This window comes from Affinirhizobium helianthi, from assembly GCF_042680945.1.
Lineage (GTDB): Bacteria > Pseudomonadota > Alphaproteobacteria > Rhizobiales > Rhizobiaceae > Neorhizobium > Neorhizobium helianthi.
The window spans coordinates 1-22561 of record NZ_JBHUEQ010000025.1; the positions used below are offsets into that span (position 1 = coordinate 1).

The 22561-nt window shown below is 57.0% G+C and carries 20 protein-coding genes, 1 tRNA gene and 1 pseudogene; 11 read left to right on the top strand and 11 right to left on the bottom strand.

Annotation, left to right across the window (positions count from 1 at the left end; translation table 11 throughout):
* Nucleotides 1-146 (top strand): annotated as a pseudogene (locus ACFSE1_RS13520) (IS5/IS1182 family transposase); the annotation flags it as partial.
* A gap of 162 nt (nucleotides 147-308) precedes the next feature.
* Here the strand turns inward: ACFSE1_RS13520 and ACFSE1_RS13525 are convergent.
* From ACFSE1_RS13525 to ACFSE1_RS13540, 4 genes are all read right to left on the bottom strand, one after another.
* Complete coding sequence (locus tag ACFSE1_RS13525; RefSeq protein ID WP_377402239.1) at nucleotides 309-1349, bottom strand: porin; 1041 nt, start codon at nucleotides 1347-1349, stop codon at nucleotides 309-311.
* Nucleotides 1350-1765: 416 nt separating this feature from the next.
* Nucleotides 1766-2800 (bottom strand): porin, encoded by a 1035-nt coding sequence (locus tag ACFSE1_RS13530; protein WP_377402242.1) that lies wholly within the window; start codon nucleotides 2798-2800, stop codon nucleotides 1766-1768.
* Nucleotides 2801-3171: 371 nt separating this feature from the next.
* Nucleotides 3172-3262, bottom strand: a tRNA-Ser gene (locus tag ACFSE1_RS13535).
* 107 nt (nucleotides 3263-3369) lie between these two features.
* A complete protein-coding gene (locus ACFSE1_RS13540) occupies nucleotides 3370-4590 on the bottom strand; it encodes an NAD(P)/FAD-dependent oxidoreductase (protein ID WP_377402245.1) in 1221 nt (406 codons plus the stop codon).
* Nucleotides 4591-5001: 411 nt separating this feature from the next.
* Here ACFSE1_RS13540 and ACFSE1_RS13545 point away from each other — a divergent pair, with 411 nt between their 5' ends.
* Both ACFSE1_RS13545 and ACFSE1_RS13550 read left to right on the top strand, forming a co-directional pair.
* On the top strand, nucleotides 5002-5358 hold the full coding sequence (locus ACFSE1_RS13545) for a PilZ domain-containing protein (protein ID WP_377402248.1): 357 nt from the start codon (nucleotides 5002-5004) through the stop codon (nucleotides 5356-5358).
* Between the two features lie 66 nt (nucleotides 5359-5424).
* Nucleotides 5425-6537 carry a pyridoxal phosphate-dependent aminotransferase gene (locus tag ACFSE1_RS13550; RefSeq protein ID WP_377402251.1) on the top strand — a complete coding sequence of 371 codons (1113 nt, stop codon included), beginning with the start codon at nucleotides 5425-5427 and terminating at the stop codon, nucleotides 6535-6537.
* Nucleotides 6538-6678: 141 nt separating this feature from the next.
* Here the strand turns inward: ACFSE1_RS13550 and ACFSE1_RS13555 are convergent, their stop codons facing one another.
* A complete protein-coding gene (locus ACFSE1_RS13555; RefSeq protein ID WP_377402254.1) occupies nucleotides 6679-6945 on the bottom strand; it encodes an SEL1-like repeat protein in 267 nt (88 codons plus the stop codon).
* A gap of 484 nt (nucleotides 6946-7429) precedes the next feature.
* Here ACFSE1_RS13555 and ACFSE1_RS13560 point away from each other — a divergent pair, with 484 nt between their 5' ends.
* The 3 genes from ACFSE1_RS13560 to amn all read left to right on the top strand — a co-directional run bounded on the left by ACFSE1_RS13560 (nucleotide 7430) and on the right by amn (nucleotide 9726).
* Nucleotides 7430-7771, top strand: a complete 342-nt coding sequence (locus ACFSE1_RS13560; protein ID WP_377402257.1) for a DUF2147 domain-containing protein — start codon at nucleotides 7430-7432, stop codon at nucleotides 7769-7771.
* Between the two features lie 107 nt (nucleotides 7772-7878).
* The gene (locus ACFSE1_RS13565) at nucleotides 7879-8070 is read left to right on the top strand and encodes a hypothetical protein (protein ID WP_377402260.1); all 192 of its coding nucleotides are present in this window, start codon (nucleotides 7879-7881) and stop codon (nucleotides 8068-8070) included.
* 159 nt (nucleotides 8071-8229) lie between these two features.
* Complete coding sequence (amn, locus tag ACFSE1_RS13570; protein WP_377402263.1) at nucleotides 8230-9726, top strand: AMP nucleosidase; 1497 nt, start codon at nucleotides 8230-8232, stop codon at nucleotides 9724-9726.
* A 20-nt stretch (nucleotides 9727-9746) separates the two neighbouring features.
* Here amn and ACFSE1_RS13575 read toward each other — a convergent pair whose 3' ends face one another.
* A complete protein-coding gene (locus ACFSE1_RS13575) occupies nucleotides 9747-10712 on the bottom strand; it encodes a lysylphosphatidylglycerol synthase domain-containing protein (RefSeq protein WP_377402266.1) in 966 nt (321 codons plus the stop codon).
* Nucleotides 10713-10812: 100 nt separating this feature from the next.
* Here ACFSE1_RS13575 and ACFSE1_RS13580 point away from each other — a divergent pair, with 100 nt between their 5' ends.
* The 3 genes from ACFSE1_RS13580 (at nucleotide 10813) to ACFSE1_RS13590 (ending at nucleotide 13668) form a co-directional block, all read left to right on the top strand.
* Nucleotides 10813-11832, top strand: a complete 1020-nt coding sequence (locus ACFSE1_RS13580; protein WP_377402269.1) for a glycosyltransferase family 2 protein — start codon at nucleotides 10813-10815, stop codon at nucleotides 11830-11832.
* A 34-nt stretch (nucleotides 11833-11866) separates the two neighbouring features.
* Entirely contained in the window at nucleotides 11867-13414 is a 1548-nt protein-coding gene (locus tag ACFSE1_RS13585) for a glycosyltransferase family 39 protein (protein ID WP_377402271.1), read from the top strand.
* A gap of 89 nt (nucleotides 13415-13503) precedes the next feature.
* Nucleotides 13504-13668: a hypothetical protein gene (locus ACFSE1_RS13590; RefSeq protein ID WP_377402274.1), complete on the top strand. Its 165-nt coding sequence runs from the start codon at nucleotides 13504-13506 to the stop codon at nucleotides 13666-13668.
* On the opposite strand, the gene ACFSE1_RS13595 is transcribed toward ACFSE1_RS13590, so the two are convergent.
* Nucleotides 13665-15029: an aspartate aminotransferase family protein gene (locus tag ACFSE1_RS13595; RefSeq protein ID WP_377402277.1), complete on the bottom strand. Its 1365-nt coding sequence runs from the start codon at nucleotides 15027-15029 to the stop codon at nucleotides 13665-13667. The two genes, ACFSE1_RS13590 and ACFSE1_RS13595, sit on opposite strands and share 4 nt — an antisense overlap.
* A 154-nt stretch (nucleotides 15030-15183) precedes the next feature.
* Between ACFSE1_RS13595 and ACFSE1_RS13600 the strand changes: the two genes are divergently transcribed.
* Nucleotides 15184-16530: a glutamine synthetase family protein gene (locus tag ACFSE1_RS13600; protein ID WP_377402280.1), complete on the top strand. Its 1347-nt coding sequence runs from the start codon at nucleotides 15184-15186 to the stop codon at nucleotides 16528-16530.
* Between the two features lie 4 nt (nucleotides 16531-16534).
* On the opposite strand, the gene ACFSE1_RS13605 is transcribed toward ACFSE1_RS13600, so the two are convergent.
* Nucleotides 16535-17491 (bottom strand): diacylglycerol/lipid kinase family protein, encoded by a 957-nt coding sequence (locus ACFSE1_RS13605; protein WP_377402283.1) that lies wholly within the window; start codon nucleotides 17489-17491, stop codon nucleotides 16535-16537.
* 223 nt (nucleotides 17492-17714) lie between these two features.
* On the opposite strand from ACFSE1_RS13605, the gene ACFSE1_RS13610 reads away from it, so the two are divergent.
* Nucleotides 17715-18926 carry an MFS transporter gene (locus tag ACFSE1_RS13610; protein ID WP_377402286.1) on the top strand — a complete coding sequence of 404 codons (1212 nt, stop codon included), beginning with the start codon at nucleotides 17715-17717 and terminating at the stop codon, nucleotides 18924-18926.
* An 81-nt stretch (nucleotides 18927-19007) separates the two neighbouring features.
* Here the strand turns inward: ACFSE1_RS13610 and ACFSE1_RS13615 are convergent, their stop codons facing one another.
* The 3 genes from ACFSE1_RS13615 to ACFSE1_RS13625 form a co-directional block, all read right to left on the bottom strand.
* Nucleotides 19008-19631: a L,D-transpeptidase gene (locus ACFSE1_RS13615; RefSeq protein ID WP_377402289.1), complete on the bottom strand. Its 624-nt coding sequence runs from the start codon at nucleotides 19629-19631 to the stop codon at nucleotides 19008-19010.
* 172 nt (nucleotides 19632-19803) lie between these two features.
* Nucleotides 19804-20574: a pentapeptide repeat-containing protein gene (locus ACFSE1_RS13620; protein ID WP_377402292.1), complete on the bottom strand. Its 771-nt coding sequence runs from the start codon at nucleotides 20572-20574 to the stop codon at nucleotides 19804-19806.
* Nucleotides 20575-20789: 215 nt separating this feature from the next.
* Nucleotides 20790-22448 (bottom strand): electron transfer flavoprotein-ubiquinone oxidoreductase, encoded by a 1659-nt coding sequence (locus tag ACFSE1_RS13625; protein WP_377402295.1) that lies wholly within the window; start codon nucleotides 22446-22448, stop codon nucleotides 20790-20792.
* Nucleotides 22449-22561: the final 113 nt, after the last annotated feature.

Below are 22561 nucleotides of genomic sequence, written 5' to 3' on the forward strand. Positions count from 1 at the left end.
TCGCCTACCGAAGGCGCAACATCATCGAACGGACATTCTGCCGTCTCAAGGACTGGAGGCGTGTCGCGACGCGATACGACAAGCTCATGATAAACTTCGCGGCAACCTGCTACATCGCAGCTATCGTGACATGGTGGAGCAATTGAGTCTGGAGCCTAAGGCACTCTCGAAGGATGTGCTCTAAGTTCAGTCGAACGTCACGGGAACTCACCTCCACACGCGGCGGAATCATTGTGTAAGCAAGCCAATACCGCCAACAAAAAACCCGCCGTGACGGCGGGTTTTTCATGTTCGGAGTTCTGCTTTGATTAGAAAGCGCGCTGAAGGCGGAAGAAGCCCGTCCAGCTTTCTGCACCGTTGTCGATGTCCTGATAGTTGGCAGCGACCTTCGCAGAGAGGTTGTTTGCCAGCTGGTAATCGACCGTCAGGCCAGCGCGCCAAGCATCGGCACCAACGAAGTCGCCAACGCCGTTCGTGCTCGTCTTCCAGAAATACTGGAAGCCAGGCGTTACGACGAACTTGTCCGTAACTTTCACAGCGTATTCAGCCGCAACCGTCCACTCAGCCTCGTCGTAATAGGCGTTCACACCGCTTGCCCAGGCAGCGGAGAGACCAAGGGTGCCCGGACCAATGTCCGCATAACCGAGAGCGCGGACTGCGCCTTCTTCCTGGTCGGTATCGTAAGAACCGATAAGGTTGCCGCGAATTGCGCCTTCAGCAATGCCGATGGCACCGCTGATGCCGACATTATTGTTAGCCTCCGGGGTGCGACCATAGGCAAAGCCAAGGTTGGTTCCGGCGCTGAAGGCGTTCTCCAGCTCTTCTACAGCCAGACCGGCATAGAAGTTGCCAGAGGTGTAGGTGTAACGAATAGCATTGTACTGGGTCGTGTTAGAGGACAGCAGGTCCGTTTCGCCGGACAGATCGTCGTCCCACCAGCTGTAGAAGAAGCCAACCTTCAGGCCGCCAACTTCGATGAAAGCTTGATCGATGTTAACGCCACGGCTGGAATTGTTGTCGGCATTACCACGCAGACCGACGAAACCGCGGAGCGTGCCAAGTTCAGAGTCAGAACGTGCGTCGAACTCAAGCTGACCGCGCGTAAAGGCGTTCCAGTCAGACCGACCGGAAGCATCGCGACCGAAATCGGTCTGGAAGCGGACGTAACCGCCAATCTTGAGGCAAGTTTCAGAACCCGGGATATAGAAGAAACCGGCGCCGAATGCGTCGCAAACGCGAACATATTCCATCGGCTCCGGCTCGGCAGCAACGATGGCATCGGCAGCGTAAGATGCCGAGGCAAAAGACAGCGCAGCTACGGAGCTTGCGGCAAGAACCTTGAAGTTCATGATATTCCCTCGAATAATGAGACCAATCGGGCGCCAGGTGGCTTGGGATCAACCTGATGTGTCTGCATTAGAGCACTCATGCTCAAGCGTGCAAAATTAAAATGCGCGCTTTCCGCCCTTACCCTGTCACGGAAAGATCGAATTGTTGCGAAATCGTGACACTTGGTGCAACGGGCGACAGCCAATGGTTAATGAATCCCTAAATTCACCCGCAAAAATCTGCGCTTCCTAGCACAAAGTTAAGGAGGACGAGGCAGCGGACGACCACAGACACGGAGTCACGAATCTGCAGGGGGGGGACGCAGAACGGAAATTCAACCAGCCACGTGATTCGTCATTAAGCTGTGCAGCCGTCCAAAAACGAAGAAGCCCGGCCTAGCGGCCGGGCTTCCCGATAAGACCTTCAGGAGGTCAGATTAGAACGCACGCTGCAGGCGAACGAAACCATTCCAGGATTCCTGACGCTGGTCTTCGTCGCGGTACTGAACGGAAACCTTCGTGGTCAGGTTGGTAGCAAGCTTGTAGTCGAGCGTCAGGCCAGCAGCCCAAGCGTCACGCGAGCCGGTGAAGTCGCCGGTGCGGTTCTGGTCGAGCGTCCAGAAGTACTGGAAGCCAGGCGTTACCTTGAACTTGTCGGTGACCTTTACAGCGTATTCAGCTGCAACAGTCCACTCAGACTGGTCGTAGTACGCGTTCTGGCCAGAAGCCCAAGCGGCTGCGAAGCCCAGCGTGCCAGGACCGAGGTCAGCCGTCAGGATGCCGCGGACTGCACCATTTTCCTGGTCGGTGTCGTAACCGCCGAGAACAGCAACCTTTGCAGGGCCGAATGCGGCGCCAACGATGGCTTCGATACCAACGTTGTTGAGCGGCTTAGCAACGTTACCAACTGTGTAGGAAGCGCCTTCCAGCTCGTCTACAGCGAGACCAGCGTAGAAGTTGCCAGCGGTGTAGGTGTACTGGATTGCGTTGAAGCGAGTCGTGCCGTTTGCAAGGCTGTCGGTTTCGCCAGAGAGACCGTCATCCCACCAGTTGTAGAAGAAACCAACCTTAAGGCCACCAAGTTCGATGAATGCCTGGTCGACCTGAACGCCACGGCTGTTATTGTTGCTGGCATCGCCGCGCAGGCCGATGAAGCCGCGGAGCGTGCCGAGTTCGGAATCCGAACGGGCGTCGATGTCCAGCTGGCCGCGGGTAAAGGCGTTCCAGTCAGACGTACGGCCGTTGGTTGCGAGGTTGCCGCGGTTTGCGTCAACCTGGAAACGAACGTAGCCACCGATCTTGAGGCAGGTTTCAGAACCAGGAATGTAGAAGAAGCCAGCGCCGAATGCGTCGCAAACGCGAACGTATTCCATCGGCTCCGGCTCAGCGGCTACGATTGCGTCGGCTGCCTGAGCGCCGGATACTGCTGCGAGAGCCGCAGCGGAGCCGAGGAGAAGGCTCTTGATGTTCATAATGACCTCCAGTCAAGTTAAATGAGGGTATGGGTTCTTGCTGAAGGACAGCTTTCCCTGCCCCATCCCCGTCGAATTCAGAAGACAGACGATCCACCGCCTCGCTTCTGATGGTGAACATACAAGAGGAGTTCGTTCATGCAATCGCGAACTACTGATGTAGGAGACTGCTCACGCCGCTTCCGGAGTAGATGTTGCTCAAAGGCCACAAAAAGGTGAAGCCAAAGCTTCGATTTTTACAGAAGCTTAAGAAACACTTTACGCCGCAAAGGCTTAAGCCAATTGCCCGGCACCGCCGTTACATCAACTATAAAAGACAATACTTAATTAGATTTTTGAATGGGAGAATTTTTGGATGCCTGCCACGGCAGTGGCGGAGAGGAAGGGATTCGAACCCTCGATACGCTTTTGACGTATACTCCCTTAGCAGGGGAGCGCCTTCGACCACTCGGCCACCTCTCCGGTGGCCACGTGATTATGTCGTCACGATTCGGATTGCAAGGTATTTTGCGCAGTTTTCCGCATTTCCACGCAGAGACGTCTCAAACACCGTGGAAAACCGGTTTCGTTCAGGCGGGCAGCAAAGCCTTCAGATCCGCGGACACATCCGCGAGGATGGCACGATTCGGCTGCAGCTTAAGGTCCAGCAGCTTTTTGCCGGTCACATAAGCTTTGGCGTCATTGATCGAATCAACGGCCACGAAGCGTCCCTGGCGGAAATACCAGATTGAAAGGCTGCCTGGACGGGATCCGACGCGCACCACCGTCTCATCATAGCCGAGATTGAGACCGGCAATCTGCAGCTTCACATCATATTGGTCGGACCAGAACCACGGCTTCGGCTCATAGCTTTCACCGCTGCCCGCCAGTATCGCGGCAAGGGCCTCGGCCTGATCCACGGCATTCTGAACTGATTCCAGGCGGATTCGCGTATCCTGCCAAGGCAGATTGGCACAGTCGCCGATGGCATAGATGGACGAATCGGACGTACGGGCCTGCGAATCGACGACGATTCCATCCGCCACCTCAAGACCTGCCATCTGGGCCAGTTCTGCATTCGCCATCACACCGATCCCGACAATCGCAACGTCCACCGGGATCTTTCGTCCATCCGAAAGCTCTGCGGCCACAAGGCGCCCATTCTCGCCTATCAGCCGCTGGAGGCCGGTCGATTCGAGAATCGTCACTCCATGTCTTTCGTGGATCTGCCGCATCGCATCTGCGGTTTCAGCGGAGGCAACCCGCTTGAGAATTCGATCCGTCATTTCAATCAGCGTCACATTCAGTCCGCGGTGACGGGCCACCGCCGCCGCTTCCAGACCGATATACCCGCCACCGATGACCAGAGCGTTACGCCCTTCGACAAGCCATTCGGACAGGCGATCCGCATCCCGCTTATCCCGCATAACCTGGACGCCTTCGAGATCGCCCCCGATGGAGGCTGGCAATCTGCGGGGCGTTGCGCCCGTTGCCAGCACGAGATTCTCATAGACAAGCGACGAACCGTCCTGGAGGCGCACGGATTTTTTCTGGCGGTCGATCTCTTCAACATAGCTTGAAAGCTTCAGATCAATCGCATTCTGCTCGAACCATTCCGCAGGCCGCAGAAGAAGGCGGGAGAACTCCATCTCACCCAACAGGTACTTCTTGGACAGAGGTGGCCGCTGATAGGGCGGCACATCTTCGGCGGACACGATGGTAATGGCGCGCGAATCCCCAAGCGCCCTCAGCCTGGCTGCCAGCGAAAATCCTGCCTGCCCACCTCCAACAATGACCAGATGGCCCGCCATATCCATGCTCCCGCTCTAAACTCCAGGGTCAAAACGCATTCAGATTGAGTGTTCTGCAAGGCGCATTTTGGACCTGAGCAGACGGAAAGCTGCAAAAAACCGATCTTTCACGAATTTTCCGCCCCTCAAAGGCGCAATATACGCTTCGCCCGAAGATTTGCCTCAGGCATGTCGGGTAAACCCGGTGCAACGTGGCGTCAACTCGGGACGAGAAATCTCTGAACCCCTGCCAGCGTCAGTGAATGATTCGTTCGAGCGGGATCAATCCATAGGGATGCAAGTCCGCTCGGTCCTGGGCCAACAGGCCAAATTTCGCTGAATATGCGAAACCTGTTCAACTTTAACGGTTCGTTTCAATGATTTGAATAATTTAGGTGGCATGATGATGTTAAGTTAGCGATGGAGGGTGTCATGCCCTTGAATGTTCACACGGACGGAAAATCGAACACACCGCGCGATCAGGCCTTTCCGAAGTATACGATCGACAGGCCGGGGAAAATTATATTTGTCGGGCGTCACCTGAGTACGAAGACGCATTTCCGATGCCTTGTCCGGTCGATCTCGCTTTCCGGTGCGCAGCTGGATGTCAGCCCCTATCTTCCGCTGCCCAAGAACTTCTTTCTCGAAATCCTGGGTGTTCGGGATGAAATCGGCTGCACTGTCATTCGGCGGGAAGAGGAGCAGGTCACGGTCGGCTTCAACATGCTGCTGGCGCCCGAATTCGTACATCATGTTCTCAAGTTGAGCTTTGACGCCGGATTGGTCTGAAACGAGCCTTGCACGCGGTCCAAAGGCACTTATGGTAGCGTCCTCCAGCTTGATCGGGGATGCAGCATGACGGGTTTTTCAGGTTTCACATCGCTTGTTTCGCAATTGCCGGCTTCAGTTCCCTTCGTTGGGCCTGAAACGATAGAGCGGAACCGGGGCCTGAGCGTGAAGGCCCGAATCGGCGCAAATGAAAGCGGTTTCGGACCTGCCCCCTCTGTGCTTGCCGCCATGCGGCAAGCCGCAAACGATACGTGGAAATACTCAGATCCAGAGAATCATGCCCTCAAGCAGGCCCTTGCGGTCCATCTTGGCTGTAAGCCGGACAACCTCGCCATAGGTGAAGGCATCGATTCGCTGCTTGGACAAATCGTCCGGATGATCGTCGAACCCGGAACGCCCGTTGTGACGTCGCTCGGAGCTTATCCCACATTCAATTTCCACGTCGCCGGTTACGGCGGACGACTGGTCACCACGCCCTATGTGCAGGACCGGGAGGATCTGGATGGATTGCTGGCCCTTGTCATGCAGGAAAAAGCACCCCTCGTCTATTTCGCCAATCCCGACAATCCGATGGGCAGTTGGTGGGATGCCGAGCGCGTCGTAGCCTTTGCGGAAGCCTTGCCGCAAAGCTGCTTGCTGGTTTTGGACGAAGCCTACTGCGAAACCGCACCCGATGGCACGGCGCCGCCGATCTTGCGTCTGCTCGACAAGCCGAATGTGATCCGCACCCGCACATTTTCAAAAGCCTATGGATTGGCGGGGGCACGGATTGGCTATGTGATTTCTACACCTGAGAACGCGCAAGCCTTTGACAAGATTCGCAATCATTTCGGCATGGCCCGAGTCAGCGTCGCTGGAGCTCTGGCAGCGCTTGATGATCAAGCCTATCTGAAGGAGGTACTCGGCAGGATCGCCGCATCGCGGGGCAAAATCGCTGCGATTGCGCAGGAAAACGGCCTGCAGCCGCTACCCTCTGCCACCAATTTCGTGGCTATCGATTGCGGACGCGACGGCGCCTATGCGCGCGCGATCGTGGATGGGTTGATGGAACACGGCATATTCATCCGTATGCCGGGTGTGGCACCGCTGAACCGGTGCATCCGAATTTCCACCGGGACGGATGCCGATATGGCGCTGCTGGAGCAGGCTCTGCCGAAGGTTCTGAAAAGCCTCACCTAGAGCACGTTCAGCACATCTGTGTCAGCTCTGCCGAAATGCTTGCGCACAGACATTGGCGATTCCACGCGCACTCTCCTGCCGAAACGGATCGGTTTGCATCAAGGGCCTTAATACCAAGTGATCGGGCCGATCTTCAATCGCTCAGTGCGTCGTCATCCAGTCACGGGCCGCGCGCAGGGCTTCTGCCAGCTGCATCTTGGTCATCATATGGGAAAGATCTGCGCGCAGTTCCGCTGCGCGATCAGATCCCTTGATGGCGGCAATGTTCAACCACTTGTGTGCGGCAACAAGATCGACCGGGCAGCCACGACCGGTGGCATACATCAAGCCCATATCGCAGAAGAGTTCGGCGCGGGCCTCGCCACCCATGGTGGCCATATCGCAGTCCTGAATTTCAAAGCGTGCCATTGGTTTAAATCCCTGTGAGCCTTACTGTTGTCTTGTCCCTGTTTCGTCAGCCCTTGCGGGCGCTGAAAAGGCTGCCGTCTTTGCGGTCTTGACCTCTTCCGCCGGCGGATTTTCCCGCTCGTTTTCGATGGCTCCACTATGCCCGCCTGTTTTCAAAATTCGCCTAAAATGCATGATTAATCAGAGGGAAACAAAATCCAAACGCTTGGTAAACCTCAGCTTTTGTTAAACATGAGAACTGCCGCACGGCAGGGCTTTAACGAAAATGGAAAGGTTACAGTAACCATAGCGATTTTACCCTTTGTTCACCGTCATTTCGCAGTTTTTTCCTTCCGTCTGCACCAGAGCCGCCTGTGGCGACACAGGTTTGACCCTTCACCGCATCGCTATTTACCTTTACGTGCGCGTAAGCTAGTTTCTTCAGAGAGCGCAGGATGGGGGAGCCTCCTGCGGGAGGCCTATTGAAAGCGGAGGAGCTTCAGGCATGGTGAAACTGACGACAGTAGCGGCAGCTATAGTTCTGGCAATGAGCGGTATGGCGGCAGCAGCGGAGCCGATCGAAGGCAGCTGGAAAACCGCGAGCGGAGAGACCGCTTCCATCTCCAAATGCGGTTCAGCCTTTTGCGTGACGCTGAAGACGGGAAAACATGCGGGCAAGCAGATTGGCAAAATGAGCGGCAGCGGCTCTAGCTACTCGGGCGAGATCACCGACCCGGCGAATGACAAGACCTATAGCGGTTCAGGTGCCGTCAGCGGCAATTCGCTGAAAATGAAGGGCTGTGTCATGTCGATTTTCTGCAAGTCGCAGACCTGGACCCGTCTCTAGGGTCCAACCCCGCTCAGAACGCGCGTTCTGTTCATCGAGACGTGATTGCATGGCAGCGAACAAAGGCAAGGCCCTGAGGCCTTGTCGAGCCACTGTATGGAATCAGAATGATTGGCACTGAAGAGAATGCAGATAAACGGACGATGAATGCGAGGCTCATTGCCAGTTCAGGCGAACACGATCATGGTTCAGGCGGGCACAATGATGGGGATCGACATGAACAGCTTGGTGAGGCGCTTTACAATCTTGACGCTGATGATGGCTCTTTTTGCCGTCAGTCTTTCAATTCTCATCGTTGAAACGAGGCGTGCGCCAACAGCACCGCATCAGGCTTCCACCCAGCTCTGCACATGGAGCGGCTTTGGCTGCGGAAAGCCTTTGAAAATGCTTCCGCGTTTTTGATAAAACGCACCGTGTTGCGTAATTGGCTTGTCAAAAAGTCAGCACTATAATGACGCATGACAAAACGAATCTTTTCCCAATCCGCACCTCATTTCCTTAGCCCCACGCCGTATGAGCAGAGGGTTTTCGACGATCCGGCCGCTGCGGTGGACGCGCTGACGGAACTTTATGAGCGCAACACGAACTTCCTCATCCAAGCGTTTGGCGATCTCGCAAAGGGTGGAAGCCTCGTGGGACGCTATCGTGCCTGTTATCCGCAGGTCAGCATCGAGACGACAAGTTTTGGTCATATCGATTCGCGCTTGTCCTATGGTCATGTGACCTCGCCAGGCCTCTACACGACCACGGTTACGCGCCCGCGCCTCTTCCGGCATTACCTGAAGGAACAGCTCGGCCTTCTGATGCGCAACCACAATGTGCCGGTGACCGTGTCCGAATCGACCACACCCATTCCGCTACACTTCGCCTTCGGGGAAGGTGCGCATGTGGAAGCCTCCGTTTCCTCCGTTCTGTCGCATATGCCCTTGCGGGATATTTTCGATACGCCGGACCTCAACAATACGGACGATCTTATCGCAAATGGCGAATATGATCAGGTTCCGGGAGAGCCAGCTCCGCTTGCGCCCTTTACGGCGCAACGCATCGATTACTCTCTGGCGCGGCTTAGCCACTATACGGCCACAAGCGCCGACCATTTCCAGAACTTCGTTCTGTTCACCAACTACCAGTTCTACATCGACGAATTTGCGGCCTGGGCGCGCGAAATGATGGCGAATGGTGGCGAAGGCTATACGGCATTCGTGGAACCGGGAAATATTATCACACCCGCCGGAAGCCGAAGCACCGAAACGCCGATTCGCCTGCCACAGATGCCCGCTTACCATCTGAAAAAGAAGGGGCATGCAGGAATCACGCTCGTCAATATCGGCGTTGGGCCATCGAACGCGAAGACGATCACGGACCATATTGCTGTTCTGCGCCCGCATGCCTGGCTTATGGTTGGGCACTGCGCAGGTCTTCGCAACAGCCAGCGCCTCGGAGATTATGTTCTCGCACATGCCTATATGCGCGAAGATCACGTTCTAGACGATGACCTGCCGGTCTGGGTGCCGATCCCGGCGCTTGCGGAAGTGCAGCAGGCCCTGGAAGACGCTGTGGAAGAGATCACTGGTCTTGAAGGCTTCGAACTGAAGCGAATCATGCGCACCGGAACCGTTGCCACCATCGACAACCGCAATTGGGAGCTTCGCGACCAAGCAGGTCCGGTGAAACGGCTCAGCCAGGCGCGGGCCATCGCTCTTGATATGGAATCCGCCACCATAGCTGCCAATGGTTTCCGCTTCAGGGTGCCTTACGGAACGCTGCTTTGCGTCTCGGACAAGCCGCTTCACGGCGAGTTGAAGCTGCCCGGCATGGCAACGGAATTCTATCGTACTCAGGTGCGTCAGCACTTGAAGATCGGCATCCGCGCCGTGCAAAAGCTGGCGGCCATGCCCACGGAAACTTTGCACTCGCGCAAGCTGCGCAGCTTCTACGAGACAGCCTTCCAGTAAGATCAAGGAAAGCGGCGAGGTTATGCGCCTTGCCGCTTTTGATCTGCGATCAGAATTGAGAGCAGCGTCCCAACGACAGAGCTGAAAATAATCAGCAAATGCGCATTCACGGCTGCCGTGCCTAAAAGCGCCAGCGTGGCCGAATCGGTCGGGGCTCCCAAAGCAAGGGCACCAGCGACTATACCTGCCGGATAGGTACCGACCCCGCCAGGAGCGTGGAAGGGAAGAACGGACGATAATTCGCCACCAAGCCCGCCTCCGAACGCTGGCGGAAGTTCAAGACCGGCCAGAAGAATCAGAACCCAAGCCATGACGGCGACCTTCACCAGCCAGTTGATGAGTGTCACGCCCCAAGCGCGACAAAAGGCTGCGTTGTTGATCGGCAGCCCTCGTTCAGCCTCCAGCATCAGATCGTAAAGTTTCGGTGGAGCAACGGCTCCCGCAACACGAAAAAGCCCTTGGCGAGAGAGGAAAGCGGGCAAGGGCAGCAAGGCAAAGAGCAACCACAAAAGCCAGCCCCAGAGCGATTCGTGCTCCAGCGCCAGGCCTATACCTGCCGCAGCAAGAAGCGCATGCAGATCCAAAAACCGCATCACCAGCAGGGCTGAGGTCGCACGCGTCAGCGTCACCCCGAACTCCTCTTTCATCAGCAAGGGAAAACTGACCTCGCCACTGCGGAAGGGCAGCATGATGTTCAAGAGATTATGAACCTGTACGAGGCGCATCAGACGGCGAAACCGGCCCTTGGTCTCCGCCGGGAAGTAGTCGTAGATGCGCCAGGTCCGGAGCACATAGGTGAGCAGCAACAGAAGGACCGCCGCACCCGCTATAGCCCAGCCAGCCTCCTGCCAGACCGCAAAGATCTTCCGCCAGCCCCAGAACCACTGGATAAAGACAGCATAGAGAGCGACAGCAGCAAGGCTTACTCCCCTGGTCAGATTCGCCTTAATCCACGACTTCCGGACGACTCGCGGTGAAATTGTCATATAGTCGCACTTCTATAGCCGATATATCGGTCTGGCGGTGCTCACTTTGCCGCCTAGTTAACTGCTCTCAGGCAGTGAAGAGATTTAGGAGAAACGCCGGATGCGCACAACTGCGAAACCAATCGAGGCTTTACCTCTCGAGCAGGATGCGATTGAGCTTTCTCTGGTGGTCCCTGTCTTCAACGAGGAAGAAAGCGTAGGCCCACTGATTGCGCGAATCGAGCAGGCCATGGCGGAGTTCACCGGGCGGTGGGAACTGATTCTCGTTGATGACGGAAGTACGGATGCAACCCTCACCAATGCGCGCCAGGCTCTTGGACGAGACGGCCTCGAGCTTCACATTGTCTCGCTACAGCGCAATTTCGGCCAGACCGCAGCAATGCAGGCAGGCATCACTGAGGCGCGCGGTCACCTCATCGCGACACTCGACGGCGATCTACAGAATGACCCGGCAGACATTCCAAAAATGGTTGCAGAACTGGACCGGCGGGAACTGGACCTGCTGGTCGGCTGGCGCAAAAACCGCCAGGATGGACTTTTCCTTCGCAAGGTCCCCTCGTGGATTGCCAATCGCCTGATAGGTCGTATGACCGGCGTGAAACTGCATGATTATGGCTGCAGCCTGAAAATCTATCGTGCCTCCGTGATCAAGCAGGTCCGCCTGATGGGAGAGATGCACCGTTTCATCCCGGCCTGGGTGGCAGGTGTCGTGCCGAGTTCGCGAATCGGTGAAATGGCCGTCACACACCATGCTCGTGCTCACGGCACATCCAAATATGGGATCTCGCGCACCTTTCGCGTGATTCTCGATCTCCTTTCGGTGATGTTCTTCATGCGTTTCAAGGCGAGACCCGGGCATTTCTTCGGCTCGCTTGGACTGGCCCTCGGAACTCTCGCCACGCTTATCCTGCTCTACCTGGCATTCGACAAATTTGTGATGGGCGACGATATTGGCATGCGTCCGCTTTTTCTCGTCGGAATCATGTTGTTTCTCTCCTCGGTACAGCTGATCACCACAGGCATTCTGGCGGAGATGCTGGCCCGCATCTATTTCAAGGACGACAATAATCTCGCATACGTTGTGCGAGAAATTTATAGCACCTGTCAGAAAAATCCCTAATATTGACCTTTTGGTGAATACCAGAGGTTAATGAATGGATACCGGATACCGGCCCCGCGTTGCGGGCGCCGATCATGTGCGCGATGAAGCACAGGCTCAAAACACAGCCGCCAACTGGCTCCCTCTGCTTCTCGCGGCTTATTTCACCCTTGCCTTCATCATGCGGCTCTCTCTTCCCGATTCGCTTGAATTCGATGAATCGGAACAGGTTCTGACCGCGCAATGGCTGGCCGCCGGCTATGGCACGCAGCCGCCTTTCTATAACTGGATGCAGCAGTTGGCCTTCAGCCTCGGTGGCGTTTCCATCGCAACCATTTCGGCCTTGAAGAATCTGATGCTCTTCAGCATCTATCTTTCTTATTGGTACACAGCCAGGCTCGTTTTCCGCCGGACAGATCTTGCACTCATTGCCACACTTGGCCTGATGACAATTCCGCAGGTCGTCTTTGAATCGCAACGAGACCTGACGCATACGGTCGCGGTTATTTTCAGCGCCAGCCTCTTCCTCTGGGCACTGTTTGCAACCCTCACCCGGCCAAGCCTGACAAGCTATATCGGCCTTGGTATCGCAACCGGTTTCGGTCTTCTTTCGAAGTATAATTTCGCCCTTCTGCCTGCGGCCACCTTTTTCGCGGCCCTGCTGGACGCAGAGGCGCGAAAAGGACTGTTCGACAAGCGCTTCCTCCTGACAATCCTGGTTTCAATCGGCCTGCTTACCCCACATCTTTTCTGGCTGATCAACAATTTCGAACTCGCGTCTGCCAACACAATCATCAAAATGCGCGGAGACGCCGGAGCGAGCTGGCTGTTGCGGTTTGGAACGGGCCTGCTGTCGATACTGAAGGCTGTCATCGGGTTTTCCGGTCTCACGCTCCTTGTCTTTCTGGGCCTGTTTGGCCGCAGCATCTATGCCAGCCTCTCCGCACAAGGCCGATGGACACGTTTCACCGAGCACCTGTTGCTGGGCATTCTGGCCTGCCTGGTGCTCATCATCGCAACGGTTGGAGCTGGCAGCGTCAAGGACCGCTGGCTCTCGCCTCTCCTCATCATTCTTCCGCTCTATCTCGTCATGAAGCTGCATGCGTCCGGCGCGCTCGATCGCCTCGCGTGGAAGCGCATGCTCCATCTGGCGCTGGCGGTTATGCTTCTGGTACCATCGATACTTTACGTTCGAGTGGAAGCTGCTCGGTGGACAGGTATCTATCAGAAGCTGAATGTTCCCTATCATACGCTGGCCGATCGTATCGTTGCGCAAGCGGCAATGCCTTCGCTGGTCATTGCGGATAACACCTGGATCGGCGGTAATCTTCGTTACCATCTGCAAGATGTGCCAGTGTTCTCGCCGCAGTTCTCTCAGTTCCAACCGCGCTTCAACTGGACATTGGAACACCCGATCATCGCCGTCTGGCAATCCTCCACCTATGCCGATAGGGGTCTGCCGACACCGATTGCCAACCTGATCGAGCGCTTCGCGGGCCATGATGCGAGAGTGGAGATCAGGTCACTCGAGTTGCCCTATGACCCAGGCCGTGCGGGGGATGTCATCAGCTTTTCCTACGCGGTTGTCACACCTACGCACTGATGCCCGATCTCCAACCCTTTTCAATAGAGCTTGCTCTCACCAAAGGCGCAGGCCTTGTCATCTGGCCTGTTCGCGACGGTAAGGAAGGCATGTCCCCTGAACTTGCCGAAATCCTCACAAGTGAGAGCTTCTCGCGCGACGAGGTGACACCTTCCTACATCGATATTGCGCACACCTTCGCGCTTGATGGCGCTTCCATGCGCTTCGCTTACGTGTGGCTCAGGCCCCCTGGCCTGCAGCCTGCGCAGCGTTAGGCAAGGTTTTGCTCGGCCAGATGGTCGAGGCCATGACGCATATAGCGAACCATAGCGTCCACCTCCTCGCGGGAGATCACGAGTGCCGGGGAGGCCAGCATCCGGTCTGCCGTGGCGCGCATGATCAGGCCGTGCTTATAGCAGAAATTGCGAACGGTTCGTCCTGCGAGATCGACATCCTGGAATCGCTGGCGCGTCGTCTTATCCTTTGCCAGCTGGATGGCACCCAGCAATCCAACGGTCTCGACCTGCCCCACCACCGGGTGATCTTCCAGAGATTTCAGGCGCTCGGCAAAATAGGGACCGATATCATCCCGCACACGCTGAACCAGCTTTTCATCTTCGATGATTCGAAGATTCTCCAGGGCCGCAGTGGCGCACACCGGATGACCGGAATAGGTATAACCATGGTTGATGTCACCGGCTTGCGCCAGCACATCCGCCACGCGATCATTGATCAGGACGCCGCCGATTGGCAGATAGCCGGAAGACAGGCCTTTCGCGACGGAGGCCATGTCCGGCTCGAAGCCGAAATGCTCGTGGCCGAACCAGCGCCCCAGCCGCCCGAAGCCACAGACAACCTCATCCGCAATCAGCAGAATGTTTCGCTCCCTGCAGATACGCTGGATCTCTGGCCAGTAGGTGTCTGGCGGGATGATGATGCCGCCCGCACCCTGTACCGGTTCTCCCACAAAGGCCGCAACATTCTCCTCGCCCAGCTCATCGATCTTTGCCTCAAGCTCGCTTGCAACCTTCAGGCCAAATTCGGCAGGAGAAAGATCGCCACCGTCCGCATACCAGTAAGGTTGATTGATGTGGGAAATGCCCTCAATGGGCAGATCGCCCTGTTCATGCATGTGCTTCATACCGCCAAGAGAAGCCCCCGCCACAGTTGACCCGTGATAGCCGTTGCGGCGTGCAATGACATGTTTCTTGGACGGATGGCCGAGAGCCTTCCAATAGATGCGTGCGAGACGGAACCAGGTGTCCGTGGCTTCCGAGCCGGAAGAGGTGAAGAAGATACGGTTCATGCGGCCGCTGGTATAGCCTGTCACCTTCTCGGCCAGCAGTGTGGCAGGTGCAGTGGAGGTGCCAAAAAAGGTGTTGTAGTAGGGCAGCTCATTCATCTGGCGCAGAACGGCTTCACCGACTTCCTTGCGTCCATAGCCGATGTTCACGCACCAGAGACCGGCAAATCCATCCAGATACGGATTGCCCAGACTATCGTGGATCCATACCCCCTCTCCCCGACTCATGATCAGCGTGCCGTTCTTCTGCATGTCCTTGATGTCACAGAACGGGTGGATATGGTGCGCGGCATCAAGGGCACTCATATTTTGCAGCTGTTGAACCGGATCCAAAACTCTTCTCCCTGCTCTTGCTTTGCCTTGCGCCCGCTGCCGTCGGGCAGATTGTAAGGCCAGCGCCAATCCGCTACGAAGATGGACCAACAGGAATATCTTTGGCAAGCCACCTCTTCGGAGACGGTTTCATGCAGAATATCAGAGGTTTGTGATGGAAGATGCAACCACGTCGATTGCCGCCGGAGAACCTCGCATCGAAGTTCTGCTGGTGGGCATGAATGGCGATCTTCGCGGCAAGCAAATTCCCCTGTCCGCCCAGCACAAGGTTTGGGACGGCAAGGTGCGATTGCCGACATCCACGCAATCGCTCGATATCTGGGGCGATGACAACGACGATCTGACGGGCGTCTCGCTGACCATTGGCGATCCAGATGGATGCTGCCTTGCAGACCCGCGCAGCCTTGCGGCCATGCCCTGGGCACCGGAAGGTTCCGTTCAGGTTCTGGCCACCATGCATGAACTGACGGGTGAACCGAGCTTCATGGATCCGCGGGCAATCCTCTCAGCCATGTTGGCCCGCTATGCAGAACGGGGTCTGACCCCCGTCGTGGCAACCGAGTTGGAATTCTATGTGGTCGAAGATGATTGGCACACGACCGGCACTCCAAGACCGCCGGAAGCGCTCACCTATTGCGGTTCGCCGAACGGGTTTCAGCTTTATGACATGCGTGCGGTAGACGCGCTGCAGGATTATCTCACGACACTTCGAAGCTGGGCTGAGCTGCAGAAGCTTCCGGCAGATGCAACGACAGCAGAATTCGGCCCTGGTCAATTCGAGATCAACCTGAACCACAGGGCGGACGCGCTGGCAGCGGCGGATGACTGCATCTACCTGAAACGCCTCGCCCACCAGGCGGCGCGCAGGCACGGGCTGAAAGCCACCTGCATGGCAAAGCCCTATTCCAACCAGGCAGGCTCCGGCCTTCACGTCCATGCAAGCATTGTGGACAAGAATGGCATCAATATCCTCGATGCCAAAGGTGCTGAGCCGGTCCGGCTCAAGTCGATCTGCGCCGGCATGCTCGATACGATGCGCGAAGCACAGTTGATCTTCGCGCCTTTCGCCAACTCCTATCGCCGTTTTCAGCCGGGTTCATTTGCGCCCGTCGGCATCGATTGGGGCGTCGGCCACAGGGGCACGGCCATCCGCATTCCAGAGGCAAACGGCCCCGGCGCACGTATAGAACATCGCGTGGCAGGGGCGGATGCAAATCCCTATCTGTTGCTCACAGCTATCCTGGGCGGCATGTTGAAGGGTCTTGATGAAACGCTTGATCCTGGTGCCCCGACCGAGCCCGGCAAAGCCCCAGTCACAACCCGCCGCCTGACCCATGACTTCCTGACGGCAGTCGAAGAGTTTGCCCAATCGGCCTTCGTTCGAGACACGTTCGGCCCGCGCTATCAAACGCTTTATGCCAATACCAAACGCAAGGAAGCGCTGGCCTATCTTCGCACGGTTTCCGATTTCGATTACCGCACCTATCTGCCGCGCATCTGAATGATCAAAGGGGGGCCTGCTCCCCCGCCACGCCCTCCTGTGCCTGAACCTGCGCAAGCGGCTGCTGCGGTTGCCGTACAAGCACTTTCAGTTCACCGGCATGGACGCGAAGCGACACATCCCGATCCATGGGTAGAAGCTCGCCGTCAATCACGCAGCGTACGTCGTGGCGCCGCTTGGGAAAATGAAGCTCCACCTCGGTCACCATCATCGCGTTGACCGCTTCGTTCTCCTTCAATCTCCCGCGCAGGATATCGAGTGTCAGCTTCGCCACACCGGCAGGCGTCAAGGGATCCGCCGTATAGAAGCCGAGATGGCCGCCGTTTACACTATCGGCATAGAGGAGAGCATCGCGACCGAATTCGTTATTGGAAACGGAGATGGCAGAAACTTTCCGGAGGCCGCGCTGCCCCTCCGCGTTGAACTCGACCTCAAAGACAGGCGGATTGAACATGACACCAAGGGCGGCGCGCGTGCTCGCCCTAATCTTTCCAAGGCGGGAAGCAAAGCTCATCTGATTGCGATAGCGCACCATGCGCGCATGAAGACCTGCGGAAAACTGATGCACGAAGCTACGGCCATTGGCGCTGGCAATATCCACATTCTCCACGTGCCCCTTGGCGAGAACATCAAGGACCTGCCAGATATCCAGGGGCAACTTCAGGCTTCGTGCAAACAGGTTCATGGTGCCAGCCGGAACAATGCCGAGGACAAGGCCGCTTCGCCATGCGATGCCTGCAGCCGCGGAAATCGTGCCATCGCCACCGCCTGCAATCAGCCCCTCTGCGCCGCTTTCAGCAACCGCCTGCATGGCATCGACAACCTCGGCGCCCGCGACAACCCGGCATTCAATCTCATGCCCCTGAGATTGGAACGCGCGCAATGCATGTTCGCAATATGCGTCCATATCCGTCGTCTTGAAGGTGCCGCCGTCGCGGTTAAAGATTGCAATCAGTCTCATGAAGCCCAATTCCGTCCGTGAACCGCACCTCAACGGCGCAGGCTGTAATTGGTTGCTCTGAACTTCCGGAACAAGGCTTTGCGCGACCTGCGAGCGCCAAAGAAATTGCGCAAACGCAAAATAGCGCTCTCCCGCACCGCAAAATAGTATGCTAGCCTTAACAAAAGGGCCTCTCAGGGCCTGTCGAAAATGCCGCGCCTGCGGCAAGCCTCAGTGAAATGATATGACAGATACATTCGCCGCCGGGCGGAGCAGCCAGTCTGCGACGCAACTTTCCCCCTTGACGATTGCCCTCATCGAAATCGCGCTTGCCGTAGGCGGCTTCGGCATCGGCACGGGGGAATTCGCAATCATGGGCCTCTTGCCCGATGTCGCTGACACGTACGGCGTGACGATCCCGCAGGCAGGTCATGTCATCAGCGCTTACGCTTTGGGTGTGGTGATTGGAGCGCCCATTATTGCGGCACTCGCGGCCCGCGTCAGCCGACGCAGCCTTTTGCTGATGCTGATGTCGATCTTTGCGCTTGGCAATATTCTGAGTGCTGTTGCGCCGGATTTCTGGACTTTCACGGTGCTGCGCTTTGTCACCGGCCTTCCGCATGGCGCGTATTTTGGTGTATCGGCGCTTGTGGCAGCCTCCATGGTTCCGCCCAACCGCCGCGCCCGCGCCGTGGGTCGCGTGATGCTTGGCCTGACACTGGCGACACTCGTCGGCACACCCGTCGCCACCTTCCTCGGCCAGATGATGAGCTGGCGAGCTGCCTTCGTTCTGGTCGGCTCGGTCGGCTTCCTCACGGTTGCTCTTCTCTGGATCTTCCAGCCACGCGACGAAGTTCAGGAAGGCGCAAGCATCCGCCGCGAATTGAGCGCCCTGCAACGTCCGCAGGTTTGGTTGACGCTTGGTGTGGCGGCAACCGGCTTTGGCGGCATGTTCTCGATCTTCAGCTATATCGCCTCAACGACCACACAAACCGCGATGATGTCTGTCACGATGGTCTCCTTCGTTCTGGCTCTCTTCGGTATCGGCATGAATGTGGGCAATGTGGTGGGGTCGCGTCTGGCCGATATTTCGCTCAAGGGCACGATCTGTGGCGTGATGATCTTCAACATTGTTGCCATGACACTGTTCAGCCTGACTGCAACAATACCCTTCATGCTGTGCCTTTGCGTCTTCCTGATCGGCTGCGGATTTGCCGCCTGCCCGGCAGTCCAGACCCGCCTGATGGATGTCGCCGCCGATGCACAAACACTCGCGGCAGCCTCCAGCCACTCCGCATTCAATATTGCCAATGCACTGGGCGCATGGCTCGGCGGCGCAGTGATCGCAATGGGCTACGGCTATGGCTCGACAGGCTATGTGGGCGCAGCGCTCTCCGTCATCGGTCTGATTGTCTTCGGCTTTTCAATGGCCCTGGAGCGCAAGGAACGCACCTGAAAGGGTCCGGCTTCGACAAACGGAAAAAGGCGCGGATGTCCAATCCGCGCCTTTTTCCGTTGTGGTGATCGTCACGAATGATCAGGCCTGGGCATCCTGAATCACGACAACCCGATCTCCGGTCTTTACGCGGGCATAAAGGTCAATCACATCGTGGTTCATCATGCGAATGCAGCCGCTCGACATGGCGTGGCCGATTGATTCCGGCTGGTTTGTGCCATGGATGCGGAAATGCGTGTCATTGCCATTGCGGTAGAGATACATGGCGCGCGCACCGAGTGGATTGTTCGGGCCTCCAGGCATACCGCCAGCCAGTTTGCGATAGCGCTCCTCGCGGCGCTGCATGTTGAGGGTCGGGGTCCAGCTTGGCCATTCAGCCTTCCGGCCAACATAGGCACTGCCTGCAAAGGCAAGTCCGGCGCGACCGACACCGACGCCATAACGAATGGCCTTGCCGTCACCCAGTACGTAGTACAGGCGCCGAGCCGGTGTATCGACGACGATAGTGCCGGGCTTGTACTCTGTGGAATAAGCCACTTCCGTGCGCCGCAACTCGGGCTTTATCTTTTCGATTGGCACCTGCCGTAGCGGAAACTTCTCGTCCGGCAGCGCAGCATAGTCGACCTGCGGGTTGACAGTGGTTGTAGAGCAGCCAGCAAGGAAGAGCGGCAGCCCGATCAGCAATCCGCGACGGGAGATCGACATGAATGTGTCCTTATTGCGGTCAATTTCTGGATGGCCGCAACTTACGAACATCATGGTTAACGAAGAGATAACGGTGACGATGCCGCGCTGGCAAAGCAGGAGAAATACAACTTCTGCATCCCGATAATGACGGTTAGTGTGAAGACACGATCGGCCCGAAAACGCGGTAAATTCAATCTTCTGGGCAAGGCCAGCTGGCAGGCGCAACCAGACCGGCAGGCAGTTTCGTCTTCTGGTCGCCACAGGAAAGATCGATCTGGTCCTGCTTCAAACCTGTCGCCTGGGACAGATCCACGCCCTCGAATCGCGTGAGGAAAAGAAAGGCGCTGGCGAAATCGACCGGCCCGGAAATTCTGGCATTCTTGAAGGTTGCGCGAGCCAGGTTCGCCATGGCGAAATGGGAATTTCCAAGCTCGGCCTTGGCAAAGATGGCGCGGCCAAGCTCAGCCTTTGTGAAATCTGCATCGATAAGGTTGGCGCCGCTGAAATTGGCTCTCTGCATTTCCGCCATGGTGAAGACAGACTTGGTGCCGGTAATCGCGGAGAAGTCGCTGCGATAGCCTTCTACCTTCTGGAGCATGGCACCGGAAAGATCGGCGCCAGAAAACGAGGTCCGCACGATTGCCGCTTTGGTGAGGTCTGCGCCCTTGAGATTGCTGCCGCTGAAATCGCTATTGCTGAGATCCGCTTCGGCCATTTTGGCCTGCTCGAAATTGCTGTTGCTCAGCATCAGCATGCGCTTTTTGCAGTCCATCCAATTGACGCTTGGGCCCGCTTCGCTGCGGCAGCGCCCGCCCGTGCCGGTGTGCTTGTTGGGAAACAGGAAGACAAGGCCGCCGGCGATGACAACGATGGGAATGAAGATCTTCAGCTTGCTTCGACGGATATACGCCCAAGCCCTCGACGCTTTCGACTTCTGTTTTCTTTTGATCGGTGCGTTCATGGCCTGACCGCCGCCTTTATCCATTCCAACCGGTTTTTTGACTTAGAGCATGTCCGGAAAGACTGCGCTATCGTTTTGCATCGAGCTTATCACCCGAGTGTGAAGATATCCGATCTTTCCCAATGCGCGCCTTGTCATGGACGGGAAGCAAAACTGGCGAGGCATTATCCCCCGCCAGTCTAACGATCCGCTTGAATAGCAGTTCCCTCAAGCCTTTACATGCTGGGGTAAACTGGCCCCTCACCGCCCTGCGGCGGCACCCAGTTGATGTTCTGGTTCGGGTCCTTGATATCGCAGGTCTTACAGTGAACGCAGTTCTGCGCGTTGATCACGTAGACCTCCTGGCCATCCTTCTCGACCCATTCGTAGACGCCAGCCGGACAGTAGCGCGCTGAAGGCCCGCCATACACGCCAAGCTCCGAACGCTTCTGCAGATCCATGTCCTTCACCCGAAGGTGGACCGGTTGATCCTCCTCATGATTGGTGTTGGAGAGAAAGACCGAAGACAGCCGGTCAAAGGTCAACACACCATCCGGCTTGGGATAATCGATCTTCTTGTGCTGCGCGGCTGGTTCAAGCGAAGCCGCATCCGTCTTGCCATGCTTCATCGTGAAGGGAGACGAGCCGAAAATCTGGTTGATCCACATGTCGATGCCGCCGAGTGCGACGCCGATGGCCGTGCCGAAGCGAGACCAGAGTGGCTTTACGTTGCGTACGCGCCTCAAATCCTTGCCGATAGCGGTATCGCGCCATTCATTTTCGATCTCGATCGGCTCGTCATTCGCCCGACCGGCGGCCAGCGCCTCGGCAAGTTTTTCTGCCGCAAGCATGCCGGAAAGAACGGCGTTGTGGCTTCCCTTGATGCGCGGCACGTTAACGAAGCCAGCAGAACAGCCAATCAGAGCGCCGCCCGGGAAAGAGAGCTTCGGAACGGACTGATAGCCGCCCTCGGTAATCGCACGCGCGCCGTAGGAAATCCGCTTGGCGCCCTCGAAAGTATCACGAATGGCCGGATGCGTCTTGAACCGCTGGAATTCCTCAAAGGGGAAGATATAGGGGTTCTTGTAGTTCAGGTGGACGACAAAGCCCACGGCAACCAGATTATCATGCAGGTGATAGAGGAACGAGCCTCCGCCCGTTTTCATATCCAAAGGCCAACCGAAGGAATGCTGAACGAGACCAGCCTTGTGCTTTTCCGGCTGCACCTCCCAAAGCTCCTTGAAGCCGATGCCGTATTTCTGCGGCTCGCGGCCCTCATCCAGCTTGAACCTGGAGATCAGCTGCTTGGCAAGCGAGCCGCGAACGCCCTCTCCGATCAGCACATATTTGCCGAGCAGGGCCATGCCGCGGGTGAAATTCGGTCCCGGCTCGCCATTTTTCTCAATGCCCATATCGCCGGTTGCAACACCGATGACAGCACCCTCGTCATTATAGAGCACTTCCGTTGCAGCAAAGCCGGGATAAATGTCGACGCCGAGGGCTTCCGCCTTTTCGGCCAGCCAACGACAGACCAGGCCAAGAGAGACGATGTAATTGCCGTGGTTGTTCATCAGCGGCGGCATGAAGGCGTTTGGCAGACGGACAGAGCCCGCTGGCCCGAGGAACAGGAACTGATCGTCCGTGACCGGGGTCTTGAAAGGATGGCTTTCGTCGTCGCGCCAGTCAGGCAGAAGGCGGTCGATGCCGATAGGGTCGACCACGGCACCGGAAAGGATATGAGCCCCCACTTCCGCGCCCTTTTCCAGCACGACAACTGAAAGCTCCGGATTGAGCTGTTTCAACCGGATCGCCGCCGACAGGCCAGCGGGACCTGCGCCCACGATCACCACGTCGAATTCCATGCTCTCGCGTTCCGGCAGTTCCATCTCACTCATCCTCGTGCTCCGCTCGACTTTGCGCAATCCCCCTCTTCCTTGTCAAAACATGCGCATCTTGTCGAGCTTGCATGCGACATGGAGCGACGGGAAAGGCGAGCCTCCTCACCATT

Coding starts and splice junctions, on each gene's coding strand:
- ACFSE1_RS13530 (WP_377402242.1), bottom strand. CDS start 2,800: ATGAACATCAAGAGCCTTCTCCTCGGCTCCGCTGCGGCTCTCGCAGCA.
- ACFSE1_RS13550 (WP_377402251.1), top strand. CDS start 5,425: ATGACGGGTTTTTCAGGTTTCACATCGCTTGTTTCGCAATTGCCGGCT.
- ACFSE1_RS13620 (WP_377402292.1), bottom strand. CDS start 20,574: ATGAACGCACCGATCAAAAGAAAACAGAAGTCGAAAGCGTCGAGGGCT.
- ACFSE1_RS13590 (WP_377402274.1), top strand. CDS start 13,504: ATGTCCCCTGAACTTGCCGAAATCCTCACAAGTGAGAGCTTCTCGCGC.
- ACFSE1_RS13625 (WP_377402295.1), bottom strand. CDS start 22,448: ATGAGTGAGATGGAACTGCCGGAACGCGAGAGCATGGAATTCGACGTG.
- ACFSE1_RS13565 (WP_377402260.1), top strand. CDS start 7,879: ATGATTGGCACTGAAGAGAATGCAGATAAACGGACGATGAATGCGAGG.
- ACFSE1_RS13540 (WP_377402245.1), bottom strand. CDS start 4,590: ATGGCGGGCCATCTGGTCATTGTTGGAGGTGGGCAGGCAGGATTTTCG.
- ACFSE1_RS13585 (WP_377402271.1), top strand. CDS start 11,867: ATGGATACCGGATACCGGCCCCGCGTTGCGGGCGCCGATCATGTGCGC.
- ACFSE1_RS13615 (WP_377402289.1), bottom strand. CDS start 19,631: ATGTCGATCTCCCGTCGCGGATTGCTGATCGGGCTGCCGCTCTTCCTT.
- ACFSE1_RS13555 (WP_377402254.1), bottom strand. CDS start 6,945: ATGGCACGCTTTGAAATTCAGGACTGCGATATGGCCACCATGGGTGGC.
- ACFSE1_RS13580 (WP_377402269.1), top strand. CDS start 10,813: ATGCGCACAACTGCGAAACCAATCGAGGCTTTACCTCTCGAGCAGGAT.
- amn (WP_377402263.1), top strand. CDS start 8,230: ATGACAAAACGAATCTTTTCCCAATCCGCACCTCATTTCCTTAGCCCC.
- ACFSE1_RS13545 (WP_377402248.1), top strand. CDS start 5,002: ATGCCCTTGAATGTTCACACGGACGGAAAATCGAACACACCGCGCGAT.
- ACFSE1_RS13610 (WP_377402286.1), top strand. CDS start 17,715: ATGACAGATACATTCGCCGCCGGGCGGAGCAGCCAGTCTGCGACGCAA.
- ACFSE1_RS13575 (WP_377402266.1), bottom strand. CDS start 10,712: ATGACAATTTCACCGCGAGTCGTCCGGAAGTCGTGGATTAAGGCGAAT.
- ACFSE1_RS13560 (WP_377402257.1), top strand. CDS start 7,430: ATGGTGAAACTGACGACAGTAGCGGCAGCTATAGTTCTGGCAATGAGC.
- ACFSE1_RS13600 (WP_377402280.1), top strand. CDS start 15,184: ATGGAAGATGCAACCACGTCGATTGCCGCCGGAGAACCTCGCATCGAA.
- ACFSE1_RS13605 (WP_377402283.1), bottom strand. CDS start 17,491: ATGAGACTGATTGCAATCTTTAACCGCGACGGCGGCACCTTCAAGACG.
- ACFSE1_RS13525 (WP_377402239.1), bottom strand. CDS start 1,349: ATGAACTTCAAGGTTCTTGCCGCAAGCTCCGTAGCTGCGCTGTCTTTT.